At 47.4% G+C, this 23,492-nt stretch carries 25 protein-coding genes; 18 read left to right on the top strand and 7 right to left on the bottom strand.

Annotated features, from left to right (window positions below):
- Positions 1-112: 112 nt before the first annotated feature.
- From LPH68_RS16480 to LPH68_RS16490, 3 genes are read right to left on the bottom strand one after another with little or no spacing between them, the layout of a single operon-like run.
- Positions 113-1,222: a fimbrillin family protein gene (locus tag LPH68_RS16480; protein WP_230296987.1), complete on the bottom strand. Its 1,110-nt coding sequence runs from the start codon at positions 1,220-1,222 to the stop codon at positions 113-115.
- A 40-nt stretch (positions 1,223-1,262) separates the two neighbouring features.
- Positions 1,263-2,195, bottom strand: a complete 933-nt coding sequence (locus tag LPH68_RS16485) for a DUF5119 domain-containing protein (RefSeq protein WP_181758031.1) — start codon at positions 2,193-2,195, stop codon at positions 1,263-1,265.
- Positions 2,192-3,451, bottom strand: coding sequence for a DUF3575 domain-containing protein (locus LPH68_RS16490; protein ID WP_230296988.1), 1,260 nt, complete (start codon positions 3,449-3,451; stop codon positions 2,192-2,194). Before LPH68_RS16490 ends, LPH68_RS16485 begins: the two co-directional genes overlap by 4 nt.
- Before the next feature lie 383 nt (positions 3,452-3,834).
- Between LPH68_RS16490 and LPH68_RS16495 the strand changes: the two genes are divergently transcribed.
- The 6 genes from LPH68_RS16495 (at position 3,835) to LPH68_RS16520 (ending at position 8,897) form a co-directional block, all read left to right on the top strand.
- Entirely contained in the window at positions 3,835-4,839 is a 1,005-nt protein-coding gene (locus LPH68_RS16495; RefSeq protein ID WP_230296989.1) for a LuxR family transcriptional regulator, read from the top strand.
- Positions 4,840-5,516: 677 nt separating this feature from the next.
- Positions 5,517-6,389, top strand: a complete 873-nt coding sequence (locus tag LPH68_RS16500) for a transposase (RefSeq protein WP_230296990.1) — start codon at positions 5,517-5,519, stop codon at positions 6,387-6,389.
- A 227-nt stretch (positions 6,390-6,616) separates the two neighbouring features.
- Positions 6,617-7,771: a GNAT family N-acetyltransferase gene (locus LPH68_RS16505; RefSeq protein WP_230296991.1), complete on the top strand. Its 1,155-nt coding sequence runs from the start codon at positions 6,617-6,619 to the stop codon at positions 7,769-7,771.
- A gap of 78 nt (positions 7,772-7,849) precedes the next feature.
- A complete protein-coding gene (locus LPH68_RS16510) occupies positions 7,850-8,077 on the top strand; it encodes a hypothetical protein (RefSeq protein ID WP_230296992.1) in 228 nt (75 codons plus the stop codon).
- 101 nt (positions 8,078-8,178) lie between these two features.
- On the top strand, positions 8,179-8,523 hold the full coding sequence (locus LPH68_RS16515; RefSeq protein WP_172775581.1) for a hypothetical protein: 345 nt from the start codon (positions 8,179-8,181) through the stop codon (positions 8,521-8,523).
- A gap of 14 nt (positions 8,524-8,537) precedes the next feature.
- A complete protein-coding gene (locus tag LPH68_RS16520; protein ID WP_230296993.1) occupies positions 8,538-8,897 on the top strand; it encodes a hypothetical protein in 360 nt (119 codons plus the stop codon).
- Positions 8,898-8,988: 91 nt separating this feature from the next.
- Here the strand turns inward: LPH68_RS16520 and LPH68_RS16525 are convergent, their stop codons facing one another.
- From LPH68_RS16525 to LPH68_RS16535, 3 genes are all read right to left on the bottom strand, one after another.
- Positions 8,989-9,513 carry a hypothetical protein gene (locus LPH68_RS16525; protein WP_230296994.1) on the bottom strand — a complete coding sequence of 175 codons (525 nt, stop codon included), beginning with the start codon at positions 9,511-9,513 and terminating at the stop codon, positions 8,989-8,991.
- Between the two features lie 47 nt (positions 9,514-9,560).
- Positions 9,561-9,836 (bottom strand): hypothetical protein, encoded by a 276-nt coding sequence (locus LPH68_RS16530; RefSeq protein WP_230296995.1) that lies wholly within the window; start codon positions 9,834-9,836, stop codon positions 9,561-9,563.
- A gap of 674 nt (positions 9,837-10,510) precedes the next feature.
- The gene (locus LPH68_RS16535) at positions 10,511-11,170 is read right to left on the bottom strand and encodes a M23 family metallopeptidase (RefSeq protein ID WP_230296996.1); all 660 of its coding nucleotides are present in this window, start codon (positions 11,168-11,170) and stop codon (positions 10,511-10,513) included.
- Positions 11,171-11,390: 220 nt separating this feature from the next.
- Between LPH68_RS16535 and LPH68_RS16540 the strand changes: the two genes are divergently transcribed.
- From LPH68_RS16540 to LPH68_RS16555, 4 genes are read left to right on the top strand one after another with little or no spacing between them, the layout of a single operon-like run.
- Complete coding sequence (locus tag LPH68_RS16540; protein WP_230296997.1) at positions 11,391-12,149, top strand: DUF4099 domain-containing protein; 759 nt, start codon at positions 11,391-11,393, stop codon at positions 12,147-12,149.
- A gap of 21 nt (positions 12,150-12,170) precedes the next feature.
- Positions 12,171-12,395 (top strand): hypothetical protein, encoded by a 225-nt coding sequence (locus tag LPH68_RS16545; protein ID WP_230296998.1) that lies wholly within the window; start codon positions 12,171-12,173, stop codon positions 12,393-12,395.
- 25 nt (positions 12,396-12,420) lie between these two features.
- Complete coding sequence (locus tag LPH68_RS16550) at positions 12,421-13,995, top strand: hypothetical protein (RefSeq protein WP_230296999.1); 1,575 nt, start codon at positions 12,421-12,423, stop codon at positions 13,993-13,995.
- A gap of 4 nt (positions 13,996-13,999) precedes the next feature.
- Positions 14,000-15,682: a toprim domain-containing protein gene (locus tag LPH68_RS16555; RefSeq protein WP_230297000.1), complete on the top strand. Its 1,683-nt coding sequence runs from the start codon at positions 14,000-14,002 to the stop codon at positions 15,680-15,682.
- 5 nt (positions 15,683-15,687) lie between these two features.
- Here the strand turns inward: LPH68_RS16555 and LPH68_RS26860 are convergent, their stop codons facing one another.
- Positions 15,688-15,813, bottom strand: a complete 126-nt coding sequence (locus LPH68_RS26860) for a hypothetical protein (RefSeq protein ID WP_370638805.1) — start codon at positions 15,811-15,813, stop codon at positions 15,688-15,690.
- On the opposite strand from LPH68_RS26860, the gene LPH68_RS16560 reads away from it, so the two are divergent.
- Genes LPH68_RS16560 through LPH68_RS16595 form a run of 8 tightly spaced genes read left to right on the top strand, consistent with a single transcriptional unit; the run spans position 15,758 to position 23,491 of the window.
- Positions 15,758-16,186, top strand: a complete 429-nt coding sequence (locus LPH68_RS16560) for a PH domain-containing protein (RefSeq protein ID WP_230297028.1) — start codon at positions 15,758-15,760, stop codon at positions 16,184-16,186. The genes LPH68_RS26860 and LPH68_RS16560 overlap by 56 nt on opposite strands.
- Positions 16,167-16,862 (top strand): hypothetical protein, encoded by a 696-nt coding sequence (locus LPH68_RS16565; RefSeq protein ID WP_230297001.1) that lies wholly within the window; start codon positions 16,167-16,169, stop codon positions 16,860-16,862. Before LPH68_RS16560 ends, LPH68_RS16565 begins: the two co-directional genes overlap by 20 nt.
- A gap of 12 nt (positions 16,863-16,874) precedes the next feature.
- Positions 16,875-17,558 (top strand): hypothetical protein, encoded by a 684-nt coding sequence (locus tag LPH68_RS16570; protein WP_230297002.1) that lies wholly within the window; start codon positions 16,875-16,877, stop codon positions 17,556-17,558.
- Positions 17,559-17,573: 15 nt separating this feature from the next.
- A complete protein-coding gene (locus LPH68_RS16575) occupies positions 17,574-18,239 on the top strand; it encodes a hypothetical protein (protein WP_230297003.1) in 666 nt (221 codons plus the stop codon).
- A 26-nt stretch (positions 18,240-18,265) separates the two neighbouring features.
- Positions 18,266-19,078 carry a M23 family metallopeptidase gene (locus tag LPH68_RS16580; protein ID WP_230297004.1) on the top strand — a complete coding sequence of 271 codons (813 nt, stop codon included), beginning with the start codon at positions 18,266-18,268 and terminating at the stop codon, positions 19,076-19,078.
- Between the two features lie 23 nt (positions 19,079-19,101).
- Positions 19,102-19,386 carry a hypothetical protein gene (locus LPH68_RS16585; RefSeq protein WP_172727233.1) on the top strand — a complete coding sequence of 95 codons (285 nt, stop codon included), beginning with the start codon at positions 19,102-19,104 and terminating at the stop codon, positions 19,384-19,386.
- Between the two features lie 6 nt (positions 19,387-19,392).
- The gene (locus LPH68_RS16590; protein WP_230297005.1) at positions 19,393-21,189 is read left to right on the top strand and encodes a hypothetical protein; all 1,797 of its coding nucleotides are present in this window, start codon (positions 19,393-19,395) and stop codon (positions 21,187-21,189) included.
- Between the two features lie 25 nt (positions 21,190-21,214).
- Positions 21,215-23,491, top strand: a complete 2,277-nt coding sequence (locus LPH68_RS16595) for a zincin-like metallopeptidase domain-containing protein (RefSeq protein ID WP_230297006.1) — start codon at positions 21,215-21,217, stop codon at positions 23,489-23,491.
- Position 23,492 lies beyond the last annotated feature (1 nt).

A 23,492-nucleotide genomic window follows, 5' to 3' on the forward strand; every position in this document is an offset into this window, starting at 1 on the left:
GTGAAAATACTATAATATCTATCAATATTAGAGTAAATCATTTGAGTTAGATATAATGGATTCTTATGTAAAAACATAGCCCCTACTTTGTAAGAGCTATGTAACCTAACCATTAGTTGACATTTACATTTATGTCTGCATTCACATCGTATGGAGCGTCTTGCCAAGGCATCTCTTCAACTTCCCATTTAATCTGATCAAGAACCTGGGTACCGTCATCTTTATATCCACCACCGAAGATCAGCGTATATACATATCTCTTACCCGGTTCCCATTTTACACCAAAAGGAACGAATAGTCTCCAAGCCTTATCTTCACTACCCCACAGATAAACCCCATTTTGCTTAATTTTACACAAAACTGAAAGATAACTTTGCTTTTCTTGATTTGCCTGATCAATCGTCTTAGTTTCCGGAGTCCACTTTGTAAGTTCCTGCGGCAAATACATCTTGCCAGTTAATTCTTTGGCTTCTGTTCCAATTTCCATAATCGGAGTTTCAAGGTTCTTCGGTTCAAACGCGATGTGTTTCTTTTCTTGAGTATCCCAATCTTTCATGGAAATATCTGTACCAGTCTGTGGTAATGTCAAGTCACCATCAACAGCAATGTTGTGGATCTGGATATCTTCAACATCAACTCTCATGGATTCCATTTCTGTTTTTGCTTTGAAGCATGCCTGTGAGAGTGCATGTTTGAATAATATCTTAACCTTTCCTGCGTTCGTATTTTTGTCCACCCCTCGTGAAATGGCGTACATCAAGTCTTTCTGAAATTTAGCATTGGTAGGTACAGAATAACGCACCACTTGTTTTGAGGCAGAAAAGACCTCCACGCTATATCCTCCGCTAGGGTCTGGTTGTGGATGGAATGCAAAGAAATTCAGTTTTTTGTCCGTAGGCCAGTATGCCTTGTCTGCCGGGTTAGCATAATCCCACGCAGAACCATTGTGTCGGATTTCAACACCCTGGCTTAATTCGTAATCGGATTCGCTCAGGCTTTTTCCTATGAACAGTTTGCCATCAGTCTCTGTGAAAGCATAGACATCAAACGGACTGTCTTTAAGGTTAACACTATTGGTTTCGTTGACAGCTCTGGTGGTTACTCCCGATGTCAGTGCGTGAAAACCTACAACGGCGTTAGTTTCGTTGGTCGTCAACTCATCGTTAGTACAACTTACTGCCAATGCAGCCAATGCAAGAATGTAAAAGCTCTTTTTTTTCATAATTTTGCGTTTCTTATTGTTTAATTAAAAAATTATTATTCTACAATGGAATATCTATTTCAATGTCTTCCCAACCTTCAACTTCCGGATCGAAAAAACCTTCAGTGTCATCGGTGTCATCACCACCATCGGGATGTGCCAAATTTAAATCAACTACAATACTAAAATCCTCCATGGGTAAACCTATCGGATTCTCGCAATGTATCTGTTGTGTCACATCAATATCTAACTTTTTGTATTTATTATCCTTATACACTGCGTATATAGACAGAATGTGGACATGTTCGCTCGTTCTTCTATTTTCAGGGGTGAATCCGCCTCCAAACATATAGAACCATCCTTGCTGCTTCCATTTATCTACTTCAAATACTATATTATGCTGTATTCCATCTTCATGCCTTTCCACACAACATCCGGTATAGAGTTCCAATTCGGCTGAACATCCCGACAGTACAGCATAGATAGCATCTGCTTTTTCCAACCTTTCAATGCCATTTATCCTATAGTCCACCCTTGCTGTTCGTCTGATGGGTTTTGCCGTTATCAACCTGGACGTTTCGGAATCTGTAAGCGCAACCCTTAGGTTCTCCAAGCACAAAAAATCAGGAGCCTCATAATATATTCCTTTCAATTTGCGAGAAACAGGAGTCGTTACTATTTTGCCTGCATCTGTCTCCTTAAAGATGTTTCCATATTGACCCACATTATAGGCTGTAAACTCATACGCTCCATTAGGAATCATTACTATACCACCTTCCGGTGGCAAGGCAAATTCTACGACAGTATTTGTTTCTTCATTACGAAAGACGACAGCAACCACTTTCGGAATATTCTCCTCGCGAATATTGCTCCAATCAAAAAGGATTCTTACCTCTTGGTCATGTGGATGACTATAACACAAGTCTTTATGCTCACAAGAGACAAGAGACAAGAGACAAGAGCAAAACAATATCGAAATGATACCCATTCTCATCTTATACCTCCTTTCTGTGCATTTTTGTTGCCTCTTCCAATCAACCAAACTAGAGATATTTCTGCTTTTGTCGGACCGAACCAATTCATCCTGCGAGTTTTCTGCCATACATAGTGATCATCAATAGGAAGATATTCTTTGTAAATGCCACCTAAATAGCCTAGACCCAATGTGAAATCCATATTTAGGCGTGAGGTCAGTGGAAGAGAGTAACCATAACTTACACCACATCCATAGGTCCATTTATCACCCAGATAACCACGGCCACCCAATTCGAAATCATAAGTTAACATCTGAGCGTATACACCTAAATGATGTCCGCTTAGAGGTTTTATGTCAGACTTTTTGCCCAGCCAACGTCTTATCTCAAAATCACCGCCATAGGTACGCCAATAGTTATGCTTACGATCACTTTTCCACCAAGCATACATCCAATTCAAACTGGCTGACCATTTTTTACCAAGATAGAATTCAATTCCGATATTCGGAATCAACAATGCATCGTATGTCAAATTGGTTTTTATAGCCATGTAGAACGGTTTCTTATTAGCAATTACCGGAACGTAAATGGTATCGCATTCTATTTCTTTGACTGGTATATAGACTGTATCCGTAACATGGATATAAACCGTATCGGGCATGAAAACGGATGCACAAGGTTTTCTTTCTTTTGCAAACTGAATAATAGTGGAACGTAGTTCAGGAAAAACTTTTTGATATAGATAAGCATAGATCCTACCACTATGTAGAGTTCTAATTTCATCAAAGTATTTATACTTCTCCGCTTCATCCAAAATCATCAACTGTTCCACAATGTTAATTGCTTCTGCTTGAAATGGAATGCCTTTATCCCTTCTAACCAAATCCAGAAGTCGATTCCAGTCACTTCCTTTAAAATGCACGTCAATTGTGCTTATTTTTTTCTGCACATTGGTTGAAAGAAATTCAATAATCGCATCTGCTCGTTTTTTCGAAAGACTGCTATTTATTGATATGCCCCCTTCCGGAGAAGTCCACCCTTTGATAGATATATTATTATAATACAAAGTAGTATCCTCAATTGACGAACACAATTCCAACAGACGCTCCAACTCCAATTTGTTGCTTCTTAATTTCATATCAAGATCAGCTCTCCCTTGATAAAAGAAAATTCGGACAGAATCTTTCTGAACCTGCGCATGTAACATGTTCGCACCATATATAGAATAGAGTGCAACAATCAAGCCACATAATAAGGTTGTCAAATTTCTGTTCATACTAATATATTATACATTCGTTATCTATTTCGAGTGCAAAATTAACTCCGATTTTTCTCCCCAACAAAGAGCCAAACAACTATTTTATACTTGTTTACACTTAAAGTTTTATGGCATAATACTTGATTTACTGGTCATATCTACTTATTTATACTTATAATAATAGTAGTATATAATTATAATGCTTATCTTATCAATTTCATGATACTTATGGCACTTTATATACTTTATGTTGCATACTTACCCTAATTATCCGATTAAACCTCGAATACTTATAATGATTACATATTATAGATAAATATTTGGTTTTCAATAAAAAAACTAATTATATTTGCACCTAATAAAAATAAACATATACATTAACAACTGAAAATCGATTAATTATGACAGTAGGAACCGTATATCGACAGCTTATTGATAATTCGATAGAAGAAGGTACTATGATGGAACATCAGCAAAAGAACGTATTCCTTCTTTTCTTAGGCATTGTATTTCTCTGTATTCCAACTTACACCTTCAGTATACCATTCCCGGGAACACTGTACTATTATATGAATGCGATTCAGTTTGCGGCATTGGTGGTGTTTACTACACTTTACTCCACAAAGAAAATCAATATCAATACAGCGTTTTCTTCCATCTTAATCGTTATACATATAGAAACATGTATAGAAATAATCTATTGTTCTATTTATAATGATTACTCTTTTCAACGATTACTCATTATGAGTAATATGGTAATATCAATATTATATATCATGATTGCTAACTGCGCATATATGTATAAAGTATCCATCCAGTTATCCATATTAGCTGTTGCTTCATATATAGCCTGTGTTGTTGTCACGCATGGACCTTTTTTGACCTCTTTTCTCCCTTTGATAATCATTATATATAGTATGGTAGCAATACTGGGACGGCTGTTAAATAAAAACATCAATTCCCTTCAGAAGGAATACAATATCCTGAAGGCAGAAGAGGCCTCCCTCTTAAAATCGCTTCAGATGAGCAGAAAAGAGCTGTTTGCATTTGCCGAGCTCGCAAACAATGACAATACGGAAGAAAAGAACGGTTCGCTGCTAAGCATATTGGGGGAAAAGACAAAAAAGAACCTCTATGCAGCCATTACTTCACACATGAAAGAAGAAAAGAGCTACATTGAAGTGCTCCGGACCATATTTCCAGAACTATCCCCATCTGAGTTAAGCATCTGCCGACTGATTGTGCAGGATAAGACAGTCAGTCAGATATGTGAAATACTGCATAGAAGTAGCGGCAACATTACAAGTCAGCGCTCAAGCATAAGAAGCAAGCTCAACCTAGACAAAAATGACAATTTGAAAGAAGTTTTATTAGAGCGGATGAGAGCGGATGAAGAACAAGTATAGTCATGAATCGGAAATGACAACACAAAGAACAAATGAGGCTCCTGGATCCACCTCAAAAGGTTGGGAAGAACAGAAACTTTGTGAAATCATAGAATTGTCAAGGCAGGTTCAGGTTATCAGCAATTAAGTCAATAAGCAAATGAGTAACTTGGAATGAACCTTCAAGAACTAAAGAAAATGGCTGAATCGGTGAATGCTTTAAGCATTAAAGTTTATCCTGTCTTGGATGATGGAACAAAATAGAAAGTAAAAGAACAAGGTACAGGATACTATTGGCGATGCCATAAAGACATCAAAAAATCTATAGATACACTGAAAGAAGCGAAGAAAGAGAAGAAAGGACAATGGATTTCCGATAGTCAAATTTGGTATTGGGGATTTCTCATGTTTACATTGATAGCCCTTTGTATGACATTAATAGGATTGTTCTTGGCTCCATGGCTTGTTCAACAAACCTTGGTTGATTATAACTAATTCCAATCAGCAGTTGAACTGCTGTGATTTATAAGTTTAACCGAGGTCATTAAATCCTCGAAATTAGTTGTAAATATTTTAAAATTAAGGGATAATATACTTGCAAAAGTCCTTGAAAATCATTAACTTAAAGTAAAAAATACCCCTATTTTTTGCTTGTTATGATTCCCAAGGACAAAGAGTATAGACTAATAAAAATCTATATGTATATCTGCGATATGTACGAACAATGTCTCAAATACCATTGCCAAAGATATAGCAATAATTCGAAACCATTGTTCTCCGACGAGGAAATTCTTACAATTTATTTCTTTGTCGGTTATGAGCAGAAGTACACCTTCATCAAGGATATTCACAATTTCGCTAAAGAGTACTTGCGCGACTGGTTTCCAAACTTGGTGTCCTATCAGACATTCAATTACCGTCTCAATAGGATGGCCAGTGCTGTTTCGGAACTGTCCTCGCAGTTATTAAGTATGTTCAAGCCTTCTGATTGTCAGGAGGATACCGTTATTGTTGACTCGATGCCGATAATCACGTGCTGCGGAAGAAACCGTAAAGGCAAGGTCGCCAAGGATATCACTGACAAAGGATATTGTTCCACCAAGAACCTGTACTATCATGGACTAAAGCTTCATGTGGTAGGTTATCGCAGGAAAGGACATCTTCCTCATCCGTGCCAGATAGCACTGTCACCTGCATCCGAGAATGACCTGAAGGTCTTTCAGAGCGAATGCATGCCGGGGCTTTTCAACAAGAAGATCTTCGCTGACAAGATATACCGAAGCAGTGACTACTGGGAGAGGGAAAGAAGCGATAGAGCTAATGAGTTCTACGCTCCCGTCAAGTCCGTCAAAGGGGCTTCGGAGGAAGAAAAACGGAGAAGCAAGGCTGCTGATGACCTTTATTCTCAAGCCGTTTCATCTATCAGGGAACCAATCGAGGCACTCTTCAGTTGGCTGAACGAAAAAACAAATATTCAAAGAGCTAGTAAGTGTCGCTCAACTTGCGGACTGCTAATTCATACGATGGGAAAGGTAGCCATCGCATTTCTCTACCTTATTTTTAACTACTGATTCAAATACTTCGGTAAATTTTTACCGAAGTATTGAATATATTTGTACTGCGTATTCTATTTGCGCAACGTAAATATATCATATTATGGGTAAAATGTCTGGGAATAAGGGTACTAAAAAAGGAATAGAGAGAGGTAAAAGCTGGTTCAGACAAACCAAGGTATCATCGAAATTTCCCCGAAAGTGATTGACTGGAAACTTGCAAACAGGAAATTGAATAACGAAACATGGCGAAAAAGAAGAAGAATCAAGGCCATTATTGCCACATCTGCGGTGAATATCTGCCCAACGAAAAATTCTCCGGCAAAAGACATGCGCAACATGTATGCAAGGTGTGTCTTTCCTTGCCTCAGGATGTACAGGCGGATATGGAACGCTGCAACGAGATAGAGAAAATCATATCCAAATACCCCATGAGCAGTCAGGACGGTGAACTGCTCGAACGATATGCCTTACTATATCAGGATAAGGATTCGGGAAAGTATGCGCAGGAGATACTGGAGATGAAAAACGAGATTCCGGACAGCTGTGAGGTGGACAGCCTGTTGGAAAGTTTCGAGACCGGAGACATGGCGTTTTCAGAACTGGAAGACGACATCCGTTATGAGGTGGAGAAGCTGTTGGAGAATCATATCAGCGACTTCATGCAAGACAAGAACTTCATCCCCGAGGAAAGGCACTTGCAGGAAATCACAGGATGGGTTCTGAAGGAAGTGTATGATGCGTTTCTTATACGGGTCATACCGGACGAAAGATGCTTCGGGCTGGCCAATGAGATTGTATGCGACCTTGTAAAGGGATGGAAAGAGGACGGTTTTGAGATAAAGACCTATTCCGAGTCGCTGGTGGTGACGGAAACGGAACGGCTGGTCATCCGCCGGTTAACCGGCAAGGATGTGAACGCACTGCATTCAATAATGAAAAAGCAGGAAGTGATGTATGCCTGGGAACACGGCTTCGCAAAGGGTGATGTCCGCAAATGGATAAACAGACAGCTCGTCAGATACCACAAGGACGGCATCGGATACTACGCCCTCTGCCTAAAGGAGAACGGGACGCTGATCGGACAGGCCGGTCTGTTGAAAAGTACCATTAACGGGGAAGAAAGGGTGGAACTCGGATATATCCTCGACAACGCCTACTGGCACCATGGCTACGCACTGGAAGCCGCCCGTGCGTGTCTGGACTATGCCTTCCGTCAGCTGGAGCTGCCATCCGTCTGTTGTAGTATCAGACCCGAGAACGAGGCATCCATCCGCGTGGCAGAAAGGTTGGACATGTCCCTATGTGGCGAACATACAGTCACCTACCGTGGAAAGGACATGCTGCACTTGATTTATGAACGGTCAGGAGATGACGGACATGGAATGAAGGGAAAATAAACGAATTCAATCTTATCAGCATTTGGTCGCATAGCATGGCCGGATATTGATTGAAACAGAAAAAAGACAGGCAAGTGTATGTTACCAGGCAAGGATGAAATCAGAAAAGACAGTCAGGAGGTGTATGCGTATATCCGACAAAACACGACCTGCAGCTATGCAATCCAGATGGAACTGTGTATGGACAGTACACGTCTTTGCATAGCCCTTCTTCATCTGATGCGCGAACAGAAAATCATTCAGCATTACCATGAAGGAAGTACCTATTATATGGCCATTCTGGAAGGCAATGCAGACCTGTTTTAGGAAACAACTGGTAAAAAATCAATCCTGTTGAATTTGCATTCCTATATTGGATGCCATTTCGGGACAAAGGTGTAATTTTGCAGAAATCTAATTTGGAAATCATGAAAGAGTATGTGAAGAAGGCTGCTGATGCCTTCCTTGTGGAACGACCGTATGGTATGCGTGTGGATTACAGGAAGCAGGGATACGTGCTGTTTAACCGCAACTTGAATCTGTTGGGCAAAACGGAGCCGGCCAGTCTGGAGGAACTACCTTTGGAGCGGTTTGATGTGGAAGAGATTCCGTTGGCTGGAGAAACCGTAGAAGAACATGCCGGTTTCACAGATGTGTTCTTTTACAGCGAATGTACCAACCCCTATGCCGGACAGGTAGTGAATCTGAAGAAACTAAAGACGTACAATCAGTATGTCTATCCCTTGGCCACATTGCTGAACCGGACATTGTAACGCAGTCAAGGTCGTTGATAGAAATATATGCAATACAGACAAGTTATGGAAAAGCCAATCAAGAAGTCATTCGAATTGAGAAACTGCCTGGTACATCTGTAGGCAAACGGATCGAGTTAAGCCTGTTTGTCAAAGATATGGATCATAGCATATCATCCATATCTTTGACAATCTACACCACGACTTTAGATAAGAATCCTGCATATCATCAGGAGGGAATCTGTAAGGACGAGAGATTATGCCATACTATCATTGAAGGTATAAAATCAGCATGTAAAAATATGCGGAAAATGACAAGGACTGTAAAACAACCGAGTTCCATAAATGCGGAGTTAAGAATTTTCATCTATACGTTGGCTACTATCTATGGATAGGCAGTTTCGCCACTCTGTTACTGGGAGAATTTGTTTTGTCGGCAACGCATAAAAGGCATTTTTCATGAGTCAGACAGATATCACGATAACACTATTTTTGCAGTGGTATCTCTTCTACGGAAGTCTTTAAGCAGAAGATGCCTTTAACTCCAACCATTCCTTCTACCACCAAGCTACTTGCCAGTTCTACTGCTTCTTTCTCATTCTTGGCCGATACATTCAGTGTTTCCGTCTCACCCAGTTCTGTAGTAACAGTGACCAGATAGCGATGGTGGGATTCGGAATCCAGCCGTACCTCTTGTGATGAATCAGTCCAGTGAATAAGTGAAGCAGGTTTCTTTCGTAAGTTCTGTAGCATTTTTACTTTGACAGGTGCTGGTGTTCCGTCCGGAAGGACTTTCCGGAAACGCTTTCCACAGCAGGAGCATGCCCATATAGGTGGATTCCGTGGTATGTAGTCACCACCTACCATTCCTTCTCTTCTGTATTCAAGCACAAATTCGATAGGAGTCATCTCTCCGGTACCATAGATGATCTCCACGACACGCTCACCACATTGCGGACATTTGGTTGGTTTCCGCTGCACATCAATGATTCTTGTTCTCAGACTTTCCATACTAAATCTTTTTAAACTGTTGCAAATATAGCAAGCATTACTGACATTCAACTGTTGAATAAGGCTTTTCTTAAAACAAGTAGCCATACCAAGAGAAGAATCAGTGCCATTCCCAAAGCTAAATAAAGCATCTTCTTAAAATAGACTGCTTTATCCAGTTCTTCCTTTTCCTGAGTCTTCTTGCGGATGTCCTCCATCTTATCCACCGTCACCTGTGAAAGAACTGTACTTTTCCCTATATCCAGCAGCTGGTGGTAGGTGTCTGTCATCCGTTCCCGGTTTCGCTTGCGCAACTCCCGATTTTCTTTATTGCGTTGCAGCATATTGTTGATACATCCTAAGGTTCCTATAAAAAGTGATTTTGTTGCAGCTTAATATAATGCTCTCCTTGGGAATTTAGGACATTACCGTCAATCTATTTTTATTTTTAAACATTCATTCTCAATGGATTATATTAACAATTCTTTTTTTCTTCCTGTCAAGAGAGAGGCTGTTATGTAGTGATTCTAAAATCTTACCATGTGTCTTGGACTGAAAACTGTTGTCTGACATATCAGGCAGTACGGCTCTTCCTGCATCTGTCATCAATCCGAGTCGCTCCATTCTTCGGCACCTTTCCTTATTTAGCTCCGACCAAATGCTTTTTGCTTTTCGCGGACAGAGTTTCTGTACCGTCCTACCATCATCCATTCTCTTGGTCATGCTGTCAATCCAGCCAAAGCATAGGGTCTCCTCCACTGCATCAATGTACCGAAATGTTCTGTCATCTTTGGATCTGCTACATTTCACAACCACCCAACACTCTGTTTCTATACGATGATTTTGAATCAGTCATTCACGCAATTCTATCCTTGACTTGGCTTCCAACAAATTGACTATTTCCATTTCTACGCCTATCTTTGTAAATCGTTGTAAAGGTATAAAGAAAAGACCATTCTTATATCATTGCCAAACGGGAAAATACGTCAGCAATGAAAATCATACCTGAAAGCGGATTTTACATTCCAGCCAAGGCTGTCACACATTCCTGACGGATGGAGCGGATGTAGTCGAGCATCACAGAAGGATTGACACTCCTGCCGTCCATCTTGCAGGTGATGTGCAGGTGTTCGCCGGTACTGCGCCCTGTAGAACCTGTGATACCGACCACATCACGCGGACGGACCATCGTGCCCCTGACGACAAGAATCTTCGACAAATGGCAGTAACTGACGGTATACCTGCCATGCCGCAGCGTGACATATTTGCCGGAAATCTTGTCCTGGCCGACCTTGATGACCCGACCGGACATCATGGCCATCACTTCATCGCCCCGGGCATGCAAGTCCAGTCCACCATGAAACTTTCTTTTCCCGGTAAACGGGTCCTTGCGGTAGCCGTAAGGCGAAGTAACCTTGATACGGCGCAGCGGATAGCTTACGCTCATATAACGTTCCATCCATTTCTTCTTATCCATATCTTCTGATGCCGGGGTATCTTTGGAGATTTCTTCTGTGGAAATCCCGTTTCCGCAAACCGGCCATGTAGGTTCCGTACCCATACCTGACACCTCTACCTTGTAGCGTGCAGGAACGGCAGCGACGGTATTGAATTGTGCTTTGACAGGAGCTGCACACAAACAGACATTCGCCGCCACCAACCATAAAAATTTTCTCATAACGGCAAAGATAGCATGCTTGTCCTACTCATCTCCTGCTATCGGAAAATTTCCTTTTAAATATGGTACGTTTTAGCATTTGAAATATGATTATTTACTTTAAATCATATTCCAAATATTGAATTTCGTACTTTTTAATCACTTATATAGCCACTTATTAACTCTCAGAACAGAATCGCTCTATATTTGCGTAATATAACTTTATAATATTATTTGGAATATGAAACAAGAGCATTTTGAGTTCAACGAACTGCCTTATCAGACACTGGCCCGTTTCGGTCTCACACAAGAGATGATCGAAGACCTACCCATGCGTGTACTCGAAGAAATCGGGAGAGGCGGCTATTCACCGGTACTGCCCGTACGTGTGACCGACGAGAACGGCGAAACCATCGAGAGCCGCAGCCGCTTTGCCTTTATCCGCATGGATAGCGGAGCGGTGGATGTAGTCTTCTATCCCGCACTGAAGTCCTCACCGTTGGAACGCTATGACGGGAACCAGCAGAAAAAGCTGCTGGAAGGCAAGACCATCATCGCTGACGTGGAGATGGCGGACGGACGCCGCAGCAAGTCATTCGTACAGATTGACGAAGGGACCAAACAGGTAATGTATGTCCCGACCCCCATCATCGCCCGCAACCTGAAAGTGCTGGCCGGAATGATGCACCTCGGTACGGTGGAAGTGAACGGCATGCAGCATGGTGAGCCGCTGACAGTAGCGGTGGAAGGCGAACCTGTCACGGTAGGTATCGACCTGCATAACAAAACCGGCATCCGTTTCTGTGCTGGCGACGCGCAAAAATGGAAAGAACAGCCCAAGAGGGAATGGGACAAATACACCTTCGGCTGCTACGGCTGCTGGGTGATGGACGACGACGGCAACCTTGATTATGTCCCCGAGGAGGAATACACCGAAGAACTGTGGAACGAACAGAAGAAGAGCGGTGAACGTAACCGTGCAGCCGGCCTTCATAAGTAGAACCTGACCAATCAAAAAAGTATGGCACAACAGAAATATTACCCCGAAGAGATTCTTGTCGAGAAAATGCAAAGCGGTGAATACGGCTGGCTCGACTATGTCAACCATTACTCCGCCGAGTGGCAGGAGGAATATGTGGACTACTGCGCAGACAAAGGCCTCACGGTAGGCGAAGACTCCGCAGCCGCCTTCGTCCGCTTCAAGGACGGACAGCTGGAGGAAGCCCTGGAACGCGGCGACGCTTGACAAACCAACATCATAACATCAGACTATGGCGATACGAACAAATACCAACCCCCGGCAGATGGACTTGCAGCCCGAAATGCACAGCATACTGTTGCGCAACGGGCTACAGGCCCATGTTGCGTTTGACGGAGGCGGCTACCGGCTGATCGTGCAGGGACATGATTCGCCGTTGTTGGTCTATCCGATCACCGAACGTCAGATGCTGGCCCTGACGGACTGGGGAACCAATACGGCCAACAAGAAAGCCTACAATGTGCTTACGAGCATCATCGGCAAAGACTTCTACATGCCCAAGAACTTTGTCCATGCCCGCAATGCCAACGGGCGTGTGGCGATGGGGCTGCACGGCTACCGCATCGGCATCGGTGAGTACGGTCATCTGGGACGGCTGGGCATGCCTCCGCCGTTCCTCGGCTGGACTCCACGCCATCAATGGGGGTTCCACCTGCGCAGGGTCGGCGGACAGCTGTTCTTTCCAGGCCCCTCCATCGTACCCGAAGGACCCGACGGACGCATGAAACCCGGTGAGCTGCAATCGGGCGGCTACGGATTCTACTACAAAGGTCGTCAGGCGGAACCTCCTGCCAGAGAGCAGGACGTGCTTCAGAATCTACAAGCGGCCATCACACCGCTTGTCAGCCGTCCGCGCAGTACGGAACCGGCACGTCCCTACAAGAAACTGATAGCCTCTCCTGTCTATTTCTCCAACGAGAAATGGTCGGAATGTCTTACTTCACACGGCCTGATCGTGGACGCGGAGCAACGGACGCTGACCGTACAGTCAGAAAACGTACAGGCCGACATGGTCTATGACCTGACGGAAGCGGAAGTGCATACACTGGTCAAAGCTTCCATCGAGGAGCAGCCCATAGAAAAGCGTCTGGAACTGCTGAACGACATCATACGGGCGGATTATGCCGAGAAAGTGACCCTGGAACAGCTCAACAGCAGCGACCGCATCGCCATCGGACTGCATCCCGAAGTGCAGCAGGAACTGGAAGAGCGACAACGGCAGGAACAGGATCTGTTTCAGCCGGAAGAGGCTACGCTCCAGCAAGCCTCCATACAAGGTACGGTCGGTGCCGCCGTGGACGGACGTGACCTCCAGTACCTGAACGAGAACAAGGGCTGGTACCGGGAGGAGAAACATGGTCGGGAGGTCGAGGTGAGCAAAATCGCCGTACAGCCGGCAGAGACAGAAGGGAAATACAAGATGTCCGCTGTCATAGACGGAAAGATCATCAATCATGAGATCAGCCAAAAGGACTACGACAAGTTCCTTGCCGTGGACGACTATCACCGCATGAAGATGTTCTCGAAGATTTTCAGCGAAGTGGATATGAAGACCCACCCGGGAGCAAGCAAAGGACTGGGTGTGAAAATCTTTGCCGCCCTTACAGCCGGTGCGGTGGTCGCCTCGGAGGCCGCCCACGACCTTCATCACCATCATCATCACCACGGCCCGCATTTCCACGGAGAATGTTTCAGCGGTCCGAGACCGTACTTCAAACCCGGTGTGGACACTCCGAGGGATGTGGCCATCCGTTACTTTGAAGCGCAAATGAACCAAGATATCAACGAAATGAGAAGAGGAAGATAAACCTATGAGAAACGGAGACCTTACCTACGACGACTTCCTGCAACGACTGAACATACAGGACGTACTGATTGATGCGGGATACCACCTGAACCGCCGGGACGGTTTGCGCTATCCTGCGTATGTCCGTCTGGACAACGAAGGCAGACGCATCCGTGGAGACAAGTTCATTGTGACACAACAGGGGAAATGCTGTTTCCAAGCACAACAGCAGAAAGTGTATAACATCATCTCCTTCATCAAGGAGCATCCGCACTTCTTTGCGGAGTATCATGCCGGCATGTCTCCGGACAGGCTGGTAAACCTCGTTTGCAACAGACTGCTGCACATACCCGTCACGGAGCGGGAAACCCGGATTGTCCAGCCCAAACGGGACGTGAAACCGTTCCAGATGACGGACTACGACATCCACAGGTTCAATCCGCAGGATCGGGAAACGCAGAAGAAGTTCTATCCTTTCTTCAAGCACCGCGGCATCGACCTGTATACGCAGTATGCCTTTCACCGGGATTTCTTCCTGGCAACCAGGCACCGGGCAGACGGCCTGCAATTCACCAACCTTGCCTTCCCGCTGTCCCTGCCCAGGAATCCAGAGCAGATTGTCGGTCTGGAAGAGCGCGGTCGTCTGCGTATGGACGGAAGCGGCAGCTACAAGGGCAAGGCCGAAGGAAGCAATTCAAGCGAGGGGCTGTGGATTGCCAGTCCAGCCCAAACCCCTCCGGCTTCTGCAAGACATATCTATTGGTTTGAGAGTGCCTATGATGCCATGGCTTATTACCAGCTTCATCAGGCACAGAACAAGGAGTTGAGAAAAGCAGTATTCATTTCTACCGGCGGAACACCAAGCCAACTTCAATTTAAGGGAATGATAAAGGCCAATCCTCATGCCTTCCATCACCTTTGTTTCGACCGTGACCGTGCCGGGCAGATTTATGCCATTCATTTTGCATTCACTCATTCCGGCAGGAACTTTACCACCAGTCTGTCGAATGATGACAAGCTGATAGTTCAGGATTACACCAACAATAAAATACAATATGAACTGTCCCTTAAGTCTTTTGATTTCAATAAAATCATATCCACTTTGGGACTCAACACCAAGACCCCGAATCTGAATGACAGAATGGATATCGATGACGGTTATCTGCAAGAGCAGAAGATGGTCTGTATGGATGAATATGAAATGGCCTGCGCCAACGGTTCGGCAAGCAAAGAAGAATTAGAGCGAATGAGAAACAATCTGGAAGCTATCCAAAAGGCTCTTCAGGAACCTTCTGTTTCTCCTCTGGAATCTGGAGAATGTATCATTTATGAATCTGCAGCAGAAGGCTATAAAGACTGGAACGACCAGCTACTCGGCAAGCGCATACAAGCGGAGGAAAAAAATGCTGACGACTGGGAAATCAGCGGTAAAGCAACACTCAATCGAGCCTTGTCCGATTTACCGGATGTCAATCCCGAACATATCCGAAGCGGACTGTATGACGAAACCGATCACGAAGCCATACGGAAACGACTTGAACGTGCGGACAAAGTGATATTTTCCTTTGAAGTCAATGATCAGGGAATGTCAGACAAAGGCTTTCAGGAGATGTACAAAATCCGGGAAGATCTTGCCCGGCTGGAAATAGACATTACAAACTCGCTTTCCGGTATGAAAGAAGATTATCAACCTCATTTTCACCGCTAAACACATCAGACCATGCAGACAAACCGTTCTTCAAACTGTCCTTTGGCATACACGCCGCACACCGGACAGTTCATCATTGACGAACTGCCCACACTGCTGCTGTGTACGGCAGCATGGGTGTACGGCGGCATGGAGGGACTTCCGTTGACCGTCGCTGCCGTATCTGCCGCCGCCGTACTGACGCTGCTGTTGCTCTACCGCTACATCTATCTGCGGAGAATCCGCTACAGCATCGGTACGGAACAGATTGTCAGTGAACATGGCATTCTCTGCCGTAAGGTGGACTATATGGAGCTGTACCGCATCGTGGACTTTCAGGAGCACCAGAGCCTGCTGCAGCAGCTTTGCGGACTGAAGACGGTGCGCATCCTCTCCATGGACAGGAATACACCCCGTTTGGATCTCATCGGCATCCGCCGCAGGGAGGACATCGTATCGGTCATTCGTGAACGGGTGGAAATCAATAAACGAAACAAGGGAATATATGAAATCACGAATCATTAGCCTGACTGTACTCGCCTTGTCGGTGTGTCTGCTTCCACAGGCGGCCAAAGCCCAGGTTGCAGCCTCCAATCCACTGGAGTGGACAGCCCTGGCAGAAGGAAATGACCTGATAAACAAGCAGGTCGAGAAGCAGATCAAAGGTCAGACACAGACAGCCCTGCTGCAGAACACCATCGCCGCCGAGTTCAACCGGATCCACAAATGGGAAAAGCAGTACAACAGCTATCTCAAGACGGCCAGCGGCTATGCTTCGTCACTGAAAGCCTGTACACACCTCTACAACGACGGTGTACGGATATTTCTGACGCTGGGCAAGCTATGCAAGGCGGTCCGGAACAATCCGCAGGGTATTGTGGCAAGCATCGGGATGAACAACCTGTATATTGAAACGGCAACGGAACTGGTTTCCGTGTTCACGCTTCTCAACGATGCGGTGGCCAAAGGCGGCACGGAAAACATGCTGACCGGAGCAGAGCGCAGCAAGACCCTCTGGGCACTGAATGACCAGCTGGCAGCTTTCAGCCGGAAGCTGCACCTGCTCTATCTGAGCATACGCTACTATACCCTAAACGATATGTGGAACAACGTGACGACAGGCATGCTCGACCGGGACAACGGCGAAGTGGCACGCATGGCCCTGTCACACTGGCGCAGGGCGGCTGCTCTCGCACGATAAAAATGAACGGATATGAAAAGAACTATCTGGATAAGCCTATTGCTGCTATGCTTTGGAATCGGCAAGGTACAGGCACAGAACGACCCAGTGCTTGCCAGCATGATTCTGCTCTACACGGAAAAGGCAGAGAAGGAACTGAAGAACCAGGAAAAGGTCATGCTGATGCAGACCACCGGCCACGTGTGGACAAAGGAAGAAGTGGAAGCCACGACCGACCTGCAGCGGGAGTTCAACAACTACCTGGACTCTTTCCGCTCCATTGTCTGTTATGCGGCACAGACCTACGGATTCTACTACGAAGTATCGAGACTGACGGACAATATGGGGGACTTTACGAAACAGCTGGGACGCAGTCCGGCCAACGCGCTTGCCGTCGCCCTCTCCGCACAGCGCAACCGGATATACCGGGAGTTGATCATGAACAGCGTGGAGGTCGTGAACGACATCCGGACGGCCTGTTTCTCGGACAACAAGATGACAGAAAAGGAACGGATGGAGATCGTCTTCGGCATCCGTCCGAAACTCAAGACCATGAACACGAAACTTCAACGGCTGACCAAGGCGGTGAAATACACCACTCTGGGCGATGTCTGGCGTGAAATCGACGAAGGGGCACGCCCGGCAGCAGACAAACGCGGTATCGTGGATGCAGCCAAACGACGCTGGCGGCAGATAGGAAAGAATGTTAGACCTTAAAAAAAGAATGACAGTATGGGATTTTGGGATTCATTATTGAGATACGGCGGCAAGGCCGTAAAAGGTATGGGAAAAGCAACGGTCACCACCGGCAAGAGTATGGGCAATGCAGCCCTTCACCCCTCGCAGACCTTGCGGGGCGCAGGACAGGCCATCAAGACGGCCACCGTCGGCGGAGCAGTCGGATACGTGGGTTGGGAAAAACTGACGACGGACAAGAGCGTGGTGCGCATCGTGAGTGATGCAGTCATCGGGGAACAGGCAACAGACTCCCTTTCGACCACGGCAGAGAGCGTGCAGGCACTGACAGACAAGACCGGAGAGACTGTAGGAGCCATCGGTGATGCCATGACAGGCATCCATTCAAAACTGGACGGCGTAACGAACTTCCTGCAACAGACCGCCAACGGAGGAGCCTCCGATATGCTCGGTAACTTTCTCCGCAACCTCGGACAAGGAAAAGTGTCGGGGCTGAATATGGCAGGACTGGTAGCGGCAGCGTTCCTGATATTCGGCCGTTTCGGTTGGTTGGGCAAGATTGCCGGTGCATTCCTGGGAATGATGCTCATCGGCAACAATGCCGGTGTACTCCGCACACCTGACACAGGTAATGCACAACGGGTACAGACACCCGACCCTCCGGCGGAAGAACAGAAACATAGCGGAGGAATGAGAAGATAGAAAAGACAATTCAACAAGCATTGACAATGAAATATACAGAAGAAATGATCCTTTCCTCAGAAAGCGGATACTGTATGCCTTTCGAGGAACGGCAGGGCAAGGATGTGGAGCTGTCGCTGGGTTACGGCGAGCAGACCGACCCGGTGACGGGCAAGGAATATTTCCACCACGGCATCGACTTCGATGTGCGGTGCTACACGCTGGCAGCCGTTGCCTGCGGTATCGTTTCGGGAGTGGGAAACGACCCGGCACTTGGTATCTGCCAGAGCATCCGCTATGGAGAATACGAAGTGACTTACGGACATCTGTCGAATGTATTCGCCCAGTTCGGACAGCGAGTAAAAGCCGGGCAGACGGTCGCATTGAGCGGTGACAAGCTGCATATCGGCGTGAAATTCAAAGGTGAAGAGCTGAATCCGCTGGAATTTCTGACCATGCTCTATGGTAACATTCGGGCCATGCAGCAGCCGGGCTTCACCGGCATGGCGATGAGTCTGCCTACCGACTATGAATCGGACAGGCGGGAAATCGAGGAGCTGATGTTGCGCTTCCTGCCCCACTACATAGAGGACCTGCAGCGGGGTGCCTACCGACTTCCAGCACATACGGAACAATCGCTCCGTCACATCTTTACGATGGGTGCAGCCAAAGAGTACTTTTACGAGAATATGCCGAGCATGGCCAATCCGCTCGGACTGGGACAGAAAGCCATGCCGCTTGCCTGCAAGGTACAGAATCTGCTCATCGCCGACTTCCTGCATTACCTTGCCCTGCGACACGATGTGTACCTATCCACCATGGGCGTTGACATAAAAAAAAACTCTATGACGAAGCCCTGAAAAGCGGAGATGTCATCGACCCGCTGGCGGAACTGGACATTGACATCCAGAGCTTCGACATTCCCCGGGCAGTGACGGTCTATCCAGACCGGGCCGGCATCAGGTGGTGGACGAAAGCCTGGTTCAACAACCGCGAAGAAGGAGAAACAGCCGTGGAGATCGAACGGGAACAAGCCATACGGTTCATCCACGGCAACATCGAAAAGGACGCATGGCTGGAAGCCTTTTATCCCAAGCAGATGGAGGTTTACCACCAGGCCATCGAACAGACGAAAGAACAATTATTGATGAACAGGATAAATATATGATACACAATGGACGGAATCAAGCATAGCAGAGAGTTTGCGGAGTTGGAACGCCTCATGAGCGACTATTTCAACTGCCATATCGCTCCGGTCATGTCAAAGACGCGGGAAGTCCTCCATCAGCGGCAGGTGGAAGAAATGAAGGAGTATTCTTCTTCGGCAAGCGGCATCCTGAGCATGATGGCATCATCGGCACAGCCGTTCCATGATCCGTATCAGCAGCTCAAAGTGACCGGTGAGTGGAACTCGAAGACGACAGAAGATTATGTGGAGATGTGCCGCACGGAGATAGCCGGCTCGGAAAAGATGCAGCACGACCTGGCATACATGGCCGGACAATGGCGTGATACGGTCATAAAGGAAGTGGGTCGGGCACGTTACGATGAGTTGTCGGCACAGCTCGGCTGCGACCTGGCCTATGCCTATATGGACCACCGGGTAAATGACATGATGATTGACCGGCTGGTGAAGGAACGGATACCCCAATCGTCAGCCGCCTACATTCTCCGCAAGGCCGGAGAGTCCAGTCTGCTGGGACTGTCACAGACACTGAACCGTTCGCCGATGGCCGAGGATATTGAGGCACAGAGCGAGGCTGCGTACCGCCCGAACGGATGGGAAAAAGGAGCCGGTCAGGTATTGGGTGCGGCAGCCGACACCCTGATGATGGGCGGTACCGGTTCATGGACGACACTGGCTAAGTTTGTCGGTGCGGACATAGCCATCTCCACGGTAGCCGACAGCCTTGAACCTGACAGACCGGAATCCCTTTCAGTGGAACAGTGCATCAGCAAAGGGGTGTTCGGAAGCGGGCGGAATGTTTTCGAGGATTTTCGGAAGGAAGCAAACCGGTTGCCGGTGAAAGACAACAAGGCTATCCGCGAAGCCAACGGACAGTTGAAGCAACCCATCCCTGTCATGGAGTTCAGTTTCACGGAATGGGTGCAGAACCCCGGCGCAGGCATACCCTGGGCAGATGTACTGCACCAGTGGAAACAACGTCCGCAACGGTACAAGGACGTGCCGATGGTCGTTGCCCCCGGACAGGAGGAAGCCTATCTGCGGGATTTGAAATCACAAAAAGGAACAGAAACCAATGTGGCAGAACAGCAGGAAACCATGGAAGAAGAGAAAGAAAAGAATCGGGAAAATGCCAATCCGGACGACAGAGCGGCAACACAGGAACAGCCGGGACAAGACACCCGGACAACACCGCAGAACGGGAACGGCTGGGACGGACTTCTCGGCACATTGGGACTGGACGGCATGGAACATGTCATCGGCAACCTCGGTTATGTGATGGCCATGCTTCCCGATGTACTGCTGGGCATCTTCACCGGCAAGTCACCCTCGCTTCGTATCGGTGACAACCTGCTGCCAATAGCGAGTATCGTAGCGGGCATGTTCGTGCGTAATCCGCTGCTGAAGATGCTTCTGATCGGTCTGGGAGGTGTAAACCTGCTGAACAAGGCTGGAAACGAAGCCCTGCAGGAACGGAACGAAGGGAAACTGAATGTAACAGGCCGAAACGCTGCGCTGTACCGCCGCTATGCGGACGAGCCGTTGAATTCCCGTATCGAAAATCCGGTCCTGCAAGGATCGACGCTGATAGCTACGATAGACCGGATACCCTGTACCATCCAGTTGTCATCGACAGTAGCGGAAGCCTGCCATGCCGGAGCATTGCCGCTGAATACCCTGGCAAATGCCGTCCTTGCCAAGAGCGACCAGCTCCGGCAGACAGCCTCACGACACTATGAGGATGGACAGCAGGAGACAATCGTGCGGACAAGGGGCATCCAATAATCCTAATCATCAAAAGAAAGACGATATGAAAGAGAAATCGCAAATCGAAAAGAAAGCCGAAGAAAAACAGATAGACCTGCTTTCTGCGGCTTTGGGCGGAGCTTTGAATGCCGGAGGCCACTGGCTCAACGCAACGGGAAAGGGATATCCGCTCTTTTATCCCAAGGGTGTTTCGGTCAGTGCGTTCAACGCCCTGTTCATGGCATTGCACTCGGACAGGAACGGTTGCAAGACCAACCTGTTCACACTCTTCAGCGATGCCAAGGCGCAAGGCGTATCGGTACGTGAGCATGAGCAAGGCGTTCCATTCCTGTTCTACAATTGGAACAGGTATGTCCATCGCAACAATCCTGAACTCATCATCAGTCGGGGCGACTACCTGAAACTGAGCGAGGAAGAACAGAAACTGTACAAAGGTGTGCATAACCGTGAAATCCGCACGCTGTTCAACATTGACCAGACTACATTGCCCTATGTGGACAAGGAACGCTATGAAGCGGCCCTGAAACGCTACGGCAGTGCCGTGGAGAGAGGATATACGGAGAGCGACAACCGTCAGTTGCGCATCCGTTTCAACGACTTCCTGCTGAAGATGCGTGACAACCTTGTACCGGTACGTTCGGACGGAAGCGGTGTGCCCCACTACGAAACGGACAAGGATGCGGTCTATATGCCGCGACAGAGGGAGTTCGGACACTACCATGACTATGTGCAGGAAGCCCTGCGGCAGATAGTGAGTGCTACCGGTCACCAACAGCGGTTGGCACGTGAAGGCATGGTGATGAAGAAAGGCGTAGCCCCATCAGAGGATGCCATCCGACAGGAACGGCTGATCGTGGAGCTGGCCTCGGGTATCAAGATGCTGGAGCTGGGTCTGCCGGCGCGATTGTCGGAAGAAAGCCTGAAAACAGTGGAATACTGGTGCCGGGAACTGAAGGAGAATCCTAATCTGGTAGCTGCCATCGAAAGCGACGTAAACAATGCCATCGAAGTTATCAACAAGGCGGAACGCGGCGAGAAAATCGAATATGCCACGCTACGCAACCGGCGTGACACCTCGACCATGCAGGAACAGATGCCCAAACACTATTTTGTGGCGAATGAAATCCGGCAGCACCCGGACAGGGAATCGAAAAAGATAGTCCTGGTCATCGACCCGCAGGCGAAAACGGCCGATGTAATCCTTCCGGCCGGAGCTTCCACGGAAGTGGACAACGAGATACCGGGCATGAACAAGGGACGCATCGCACGGGCCCTACAGAAGGAAGGCATCGAACAGGTACGATTCTTCAATACGGACGGTGCCCTGGGCTACCATCCCGATGATAGCTATTTTGCCGAAAAGATGATCACGCTGGCGAGGCTGAAAAACTGGGCCATGGAGAAACTGTCCACACTTGATGTGTCCTCGGCCGTCAAACGGGCGAACGAAATCGGGTTTGACCAGGTGGAAATGATTCAGGACGACAAAAGACGCTGGGCACTCTATCTGAAACCCGAAAACAAACCGGGGTACAGCATCTATCCTGACAAGGAGGATATAAACCGTTTTTTCTCCACGCTCAAGCAGTCGATGGATAATATCGGCAAGGTACGGATGGAGCTGGCGCACAAGTATTATGCGCTGGCGGAAGTCAAACCTGACCTGAAAGTGGACCTGTTCGGCAGCGAAGCACCGGAAATAGACTTGAACCGTATCCAGCGTGTTTCGATATTCAAGACCAAGCAGGACGGCATCCAGTGCGTTGCCACCATCGACGGAAGAAAGTCACCGGCCAGAAGTGTCACACCGCAACAGTGGCAGCGGATGTGGATAGCGGAAGACCGGGACGGCTACAAACGCCATCTGGCAGCCGCCCTGTTTGCCGACGTGCTGCAAAAGAGCCGGTCAGAGGAAAAACATACCGGGGAGAAACAGGAGCAGGAGGCCGAACAGCAACAGAATGAAGCGACAGTACTGGAAAGACCGGAAAGCAAGAGAGAAAATCTTTCCCCACAACAAGAAGCATGGAACGAGCTGAAGGAGAAGCATCCCGATGCCATGCAGTTGGTACGGAGCGGTAACAAATACCTGCTTTTCAACGAAGATGCCGTGCGCAGTGCAGAGCTGCTGGGGCTGACATTGAATAAAGGGGACGGAGTCCCGTACGGATTTACAGAGTCAGCGGAATTTCGGGCAAACCTGCTTGACAGCTACCTGCCGGAGTTCATCCGTGCCGACGAGCGTGTAGTCATTACGGACATGATTGCGAAAGAAAACCGGAATGCCGAACAGGAATCCTACAGAGGCATTCACAGATAAC

Source organism: Bacteroides sp. 1_1_30 (assembly GCF_020982715.1).
In the GTDB taxonomy this organism is placed as follows: Bacteria; Bacteroidota; Bacteroidia; order Bacteroidales; family Bacteroidaceae; genus Bacteroides; species Bacteroides xylanisolvens.

Excerpts from the sequence above, each read along its gene's own strand:
- LPH68_RS16480 (WP_230296987.1), bottom strand. The coding sequence starts at position 1,222 with ATGAAAAAAAAGAGCTTTTACATTCTTGCATTGGCTGCATTGGCAGTA.
- LPH68_RS16485 (WP_181758031.1), bottom strand. The coding sequence starts at position 2,195 with ATGAGAATGGGTATCATTTCGATATTGTTTTGCTCTTGTCTCTTGTCT.
- LPH68_RS16490 (WP_230296988.1), bottom strand. The coding sequence starts at position 3,451 with ATGAACAGAAATTTGACAACCTTATTATGTGGCTTGATTGTTGCACTC.
- LPH68_RS16495 (WP_230296989.1), top strand. The coding sequence starts at position 3,835 with ATGACAGTAGGAACCGTATATCGACAGCTTATTGATAATTCGATAGAA.
- LPH68_RS16500 (WP_230296990.1), top strand. The coding sequence starts at position 5,517 with ATGTATATCTGCGATATGTACGAACAATGTCTCAAATACCATTGCCAA.
- LPH68_RS16505 (WP_230296991.1), top strand. The coding sequence starts at position 6,617 with ATGGCGAAAAAGAAGAAGAATCAAGGCCATTATTGCCACATCTGCGGT.
- LPH68_RS16510 (WP_230296992.1), top strand. The coding sequence starts at position 7,850 with ATGTTACCAGGCAAGGATGAAATCAGAAAAGACAGTCAGGAGGTGTAT.
- LPH68_RS16515 (WP_172775581.1), top strand. The coding sequence starts at position 8,179 with ATGAAAGAGTATGTGAAGAAGGCTGCTGATGCCTTCCTTGTGGAACGA.
- LPH68_RS16525 (WP_230296994.1), bottom strand. The coding sequence starts at position 9,513 with ATGGAAAGTCTGAGAACAAGAATCATTGATGTGCAGCGGAAACCAACC.
- LPH68_RS16530 (WP_230296995.1), bottom strand. The coding sequence starts at position 9,836 with ATGCTGCAACGCAATAAAGAAAATCGGGAGTTGCGCAAGCGAAACCGG.
- LPH68_RS16535 (WP_230296996.1), bottom strand. The coding sequence starts at position 11,170 with ATGAGAAAATTTTTATGGTTGGTGGCGGCGAATGTCTGTTTGTGTGCA.
- LPH68_RS16540 (WP_230296997.1), top strand. The coding sequence starts at position 11,391 with ATGAAACAAGAGCATTTTGAGTTCAACGAACTGCCTTATCAGACACTG.
- LPH68_RS16545 (WP_230296998.1), top strand. The coding sequence starts at position 12,171 with ATGGCACAACAGAAATATTACCCCGAAGAGATTCTTGTCGAGAAAATG.
- LPH68_RS16550 (WP_230296999.1), top strand. The coding sequence starts at position 12,421 with ATGGCGATACGAACAAATACCAACCCCCGGCAGATGGACTTGCAGCCC.
- LPH68_RS16555 (WP_230297000.1), top strand. The coding sequence starts at position 14,000 with ATGAGAAACGGAGACCTTACCTACGACGACTTCCTGCAACGACTGAAC.
- LPH68_RS26860 (WP_370638805.1), bottom strand. The coding sequence starts at position 15,813 with ATGCCGCCGTACACCCATGCTGCCGTACACAGCAGCAGTGTGGGCAGT.
- LPH68_RS16565 (WP_230297001.1), top strand. The coding sequence starts at position 16,167 with ATGAAATCACGAATCATTAGCCTGACTGTACTCGCCTTGTCGGTGTGT.
- LPH68_RS16570 (WP_230297002.1), top strand. The coding sequence starts at position 16,875 with ATGAAAAGAACTATCTGGATAAGCCTATTGCTGCTATGCTTTGGAATC.
- LPH68_RS16575 (WP_230297003.1), top strand. The coding sequence starts at position 17,574 with ATGGGATTTTGGGATTCATTATTGAGATACGGCGGCAAGGCCGTAAAA.
- LPH68_RS16580 (WP_230297004.1), top strand. The coding sequence starts at position 18,266 with ATGAAATATACAGAAGAAATGATCCTTTCCTCAGAAAGCGGATACTGT.
- LPH68_RS16590 (WP_230297005.1), top strand. The coding sequence starts at position 19,393 with ATGGACGGAATCAAGCATAGCAGAGAGTTTGCGGAGTTGGAACGCCTC.
- LPH68_RS16595 (WP_230297006.1), top strand. The coding sequence starts at position 21,215 with ATGAAAGAGAAATCGCAAATCGAAAAGAAAGCCGAAGAAAAACAGATA.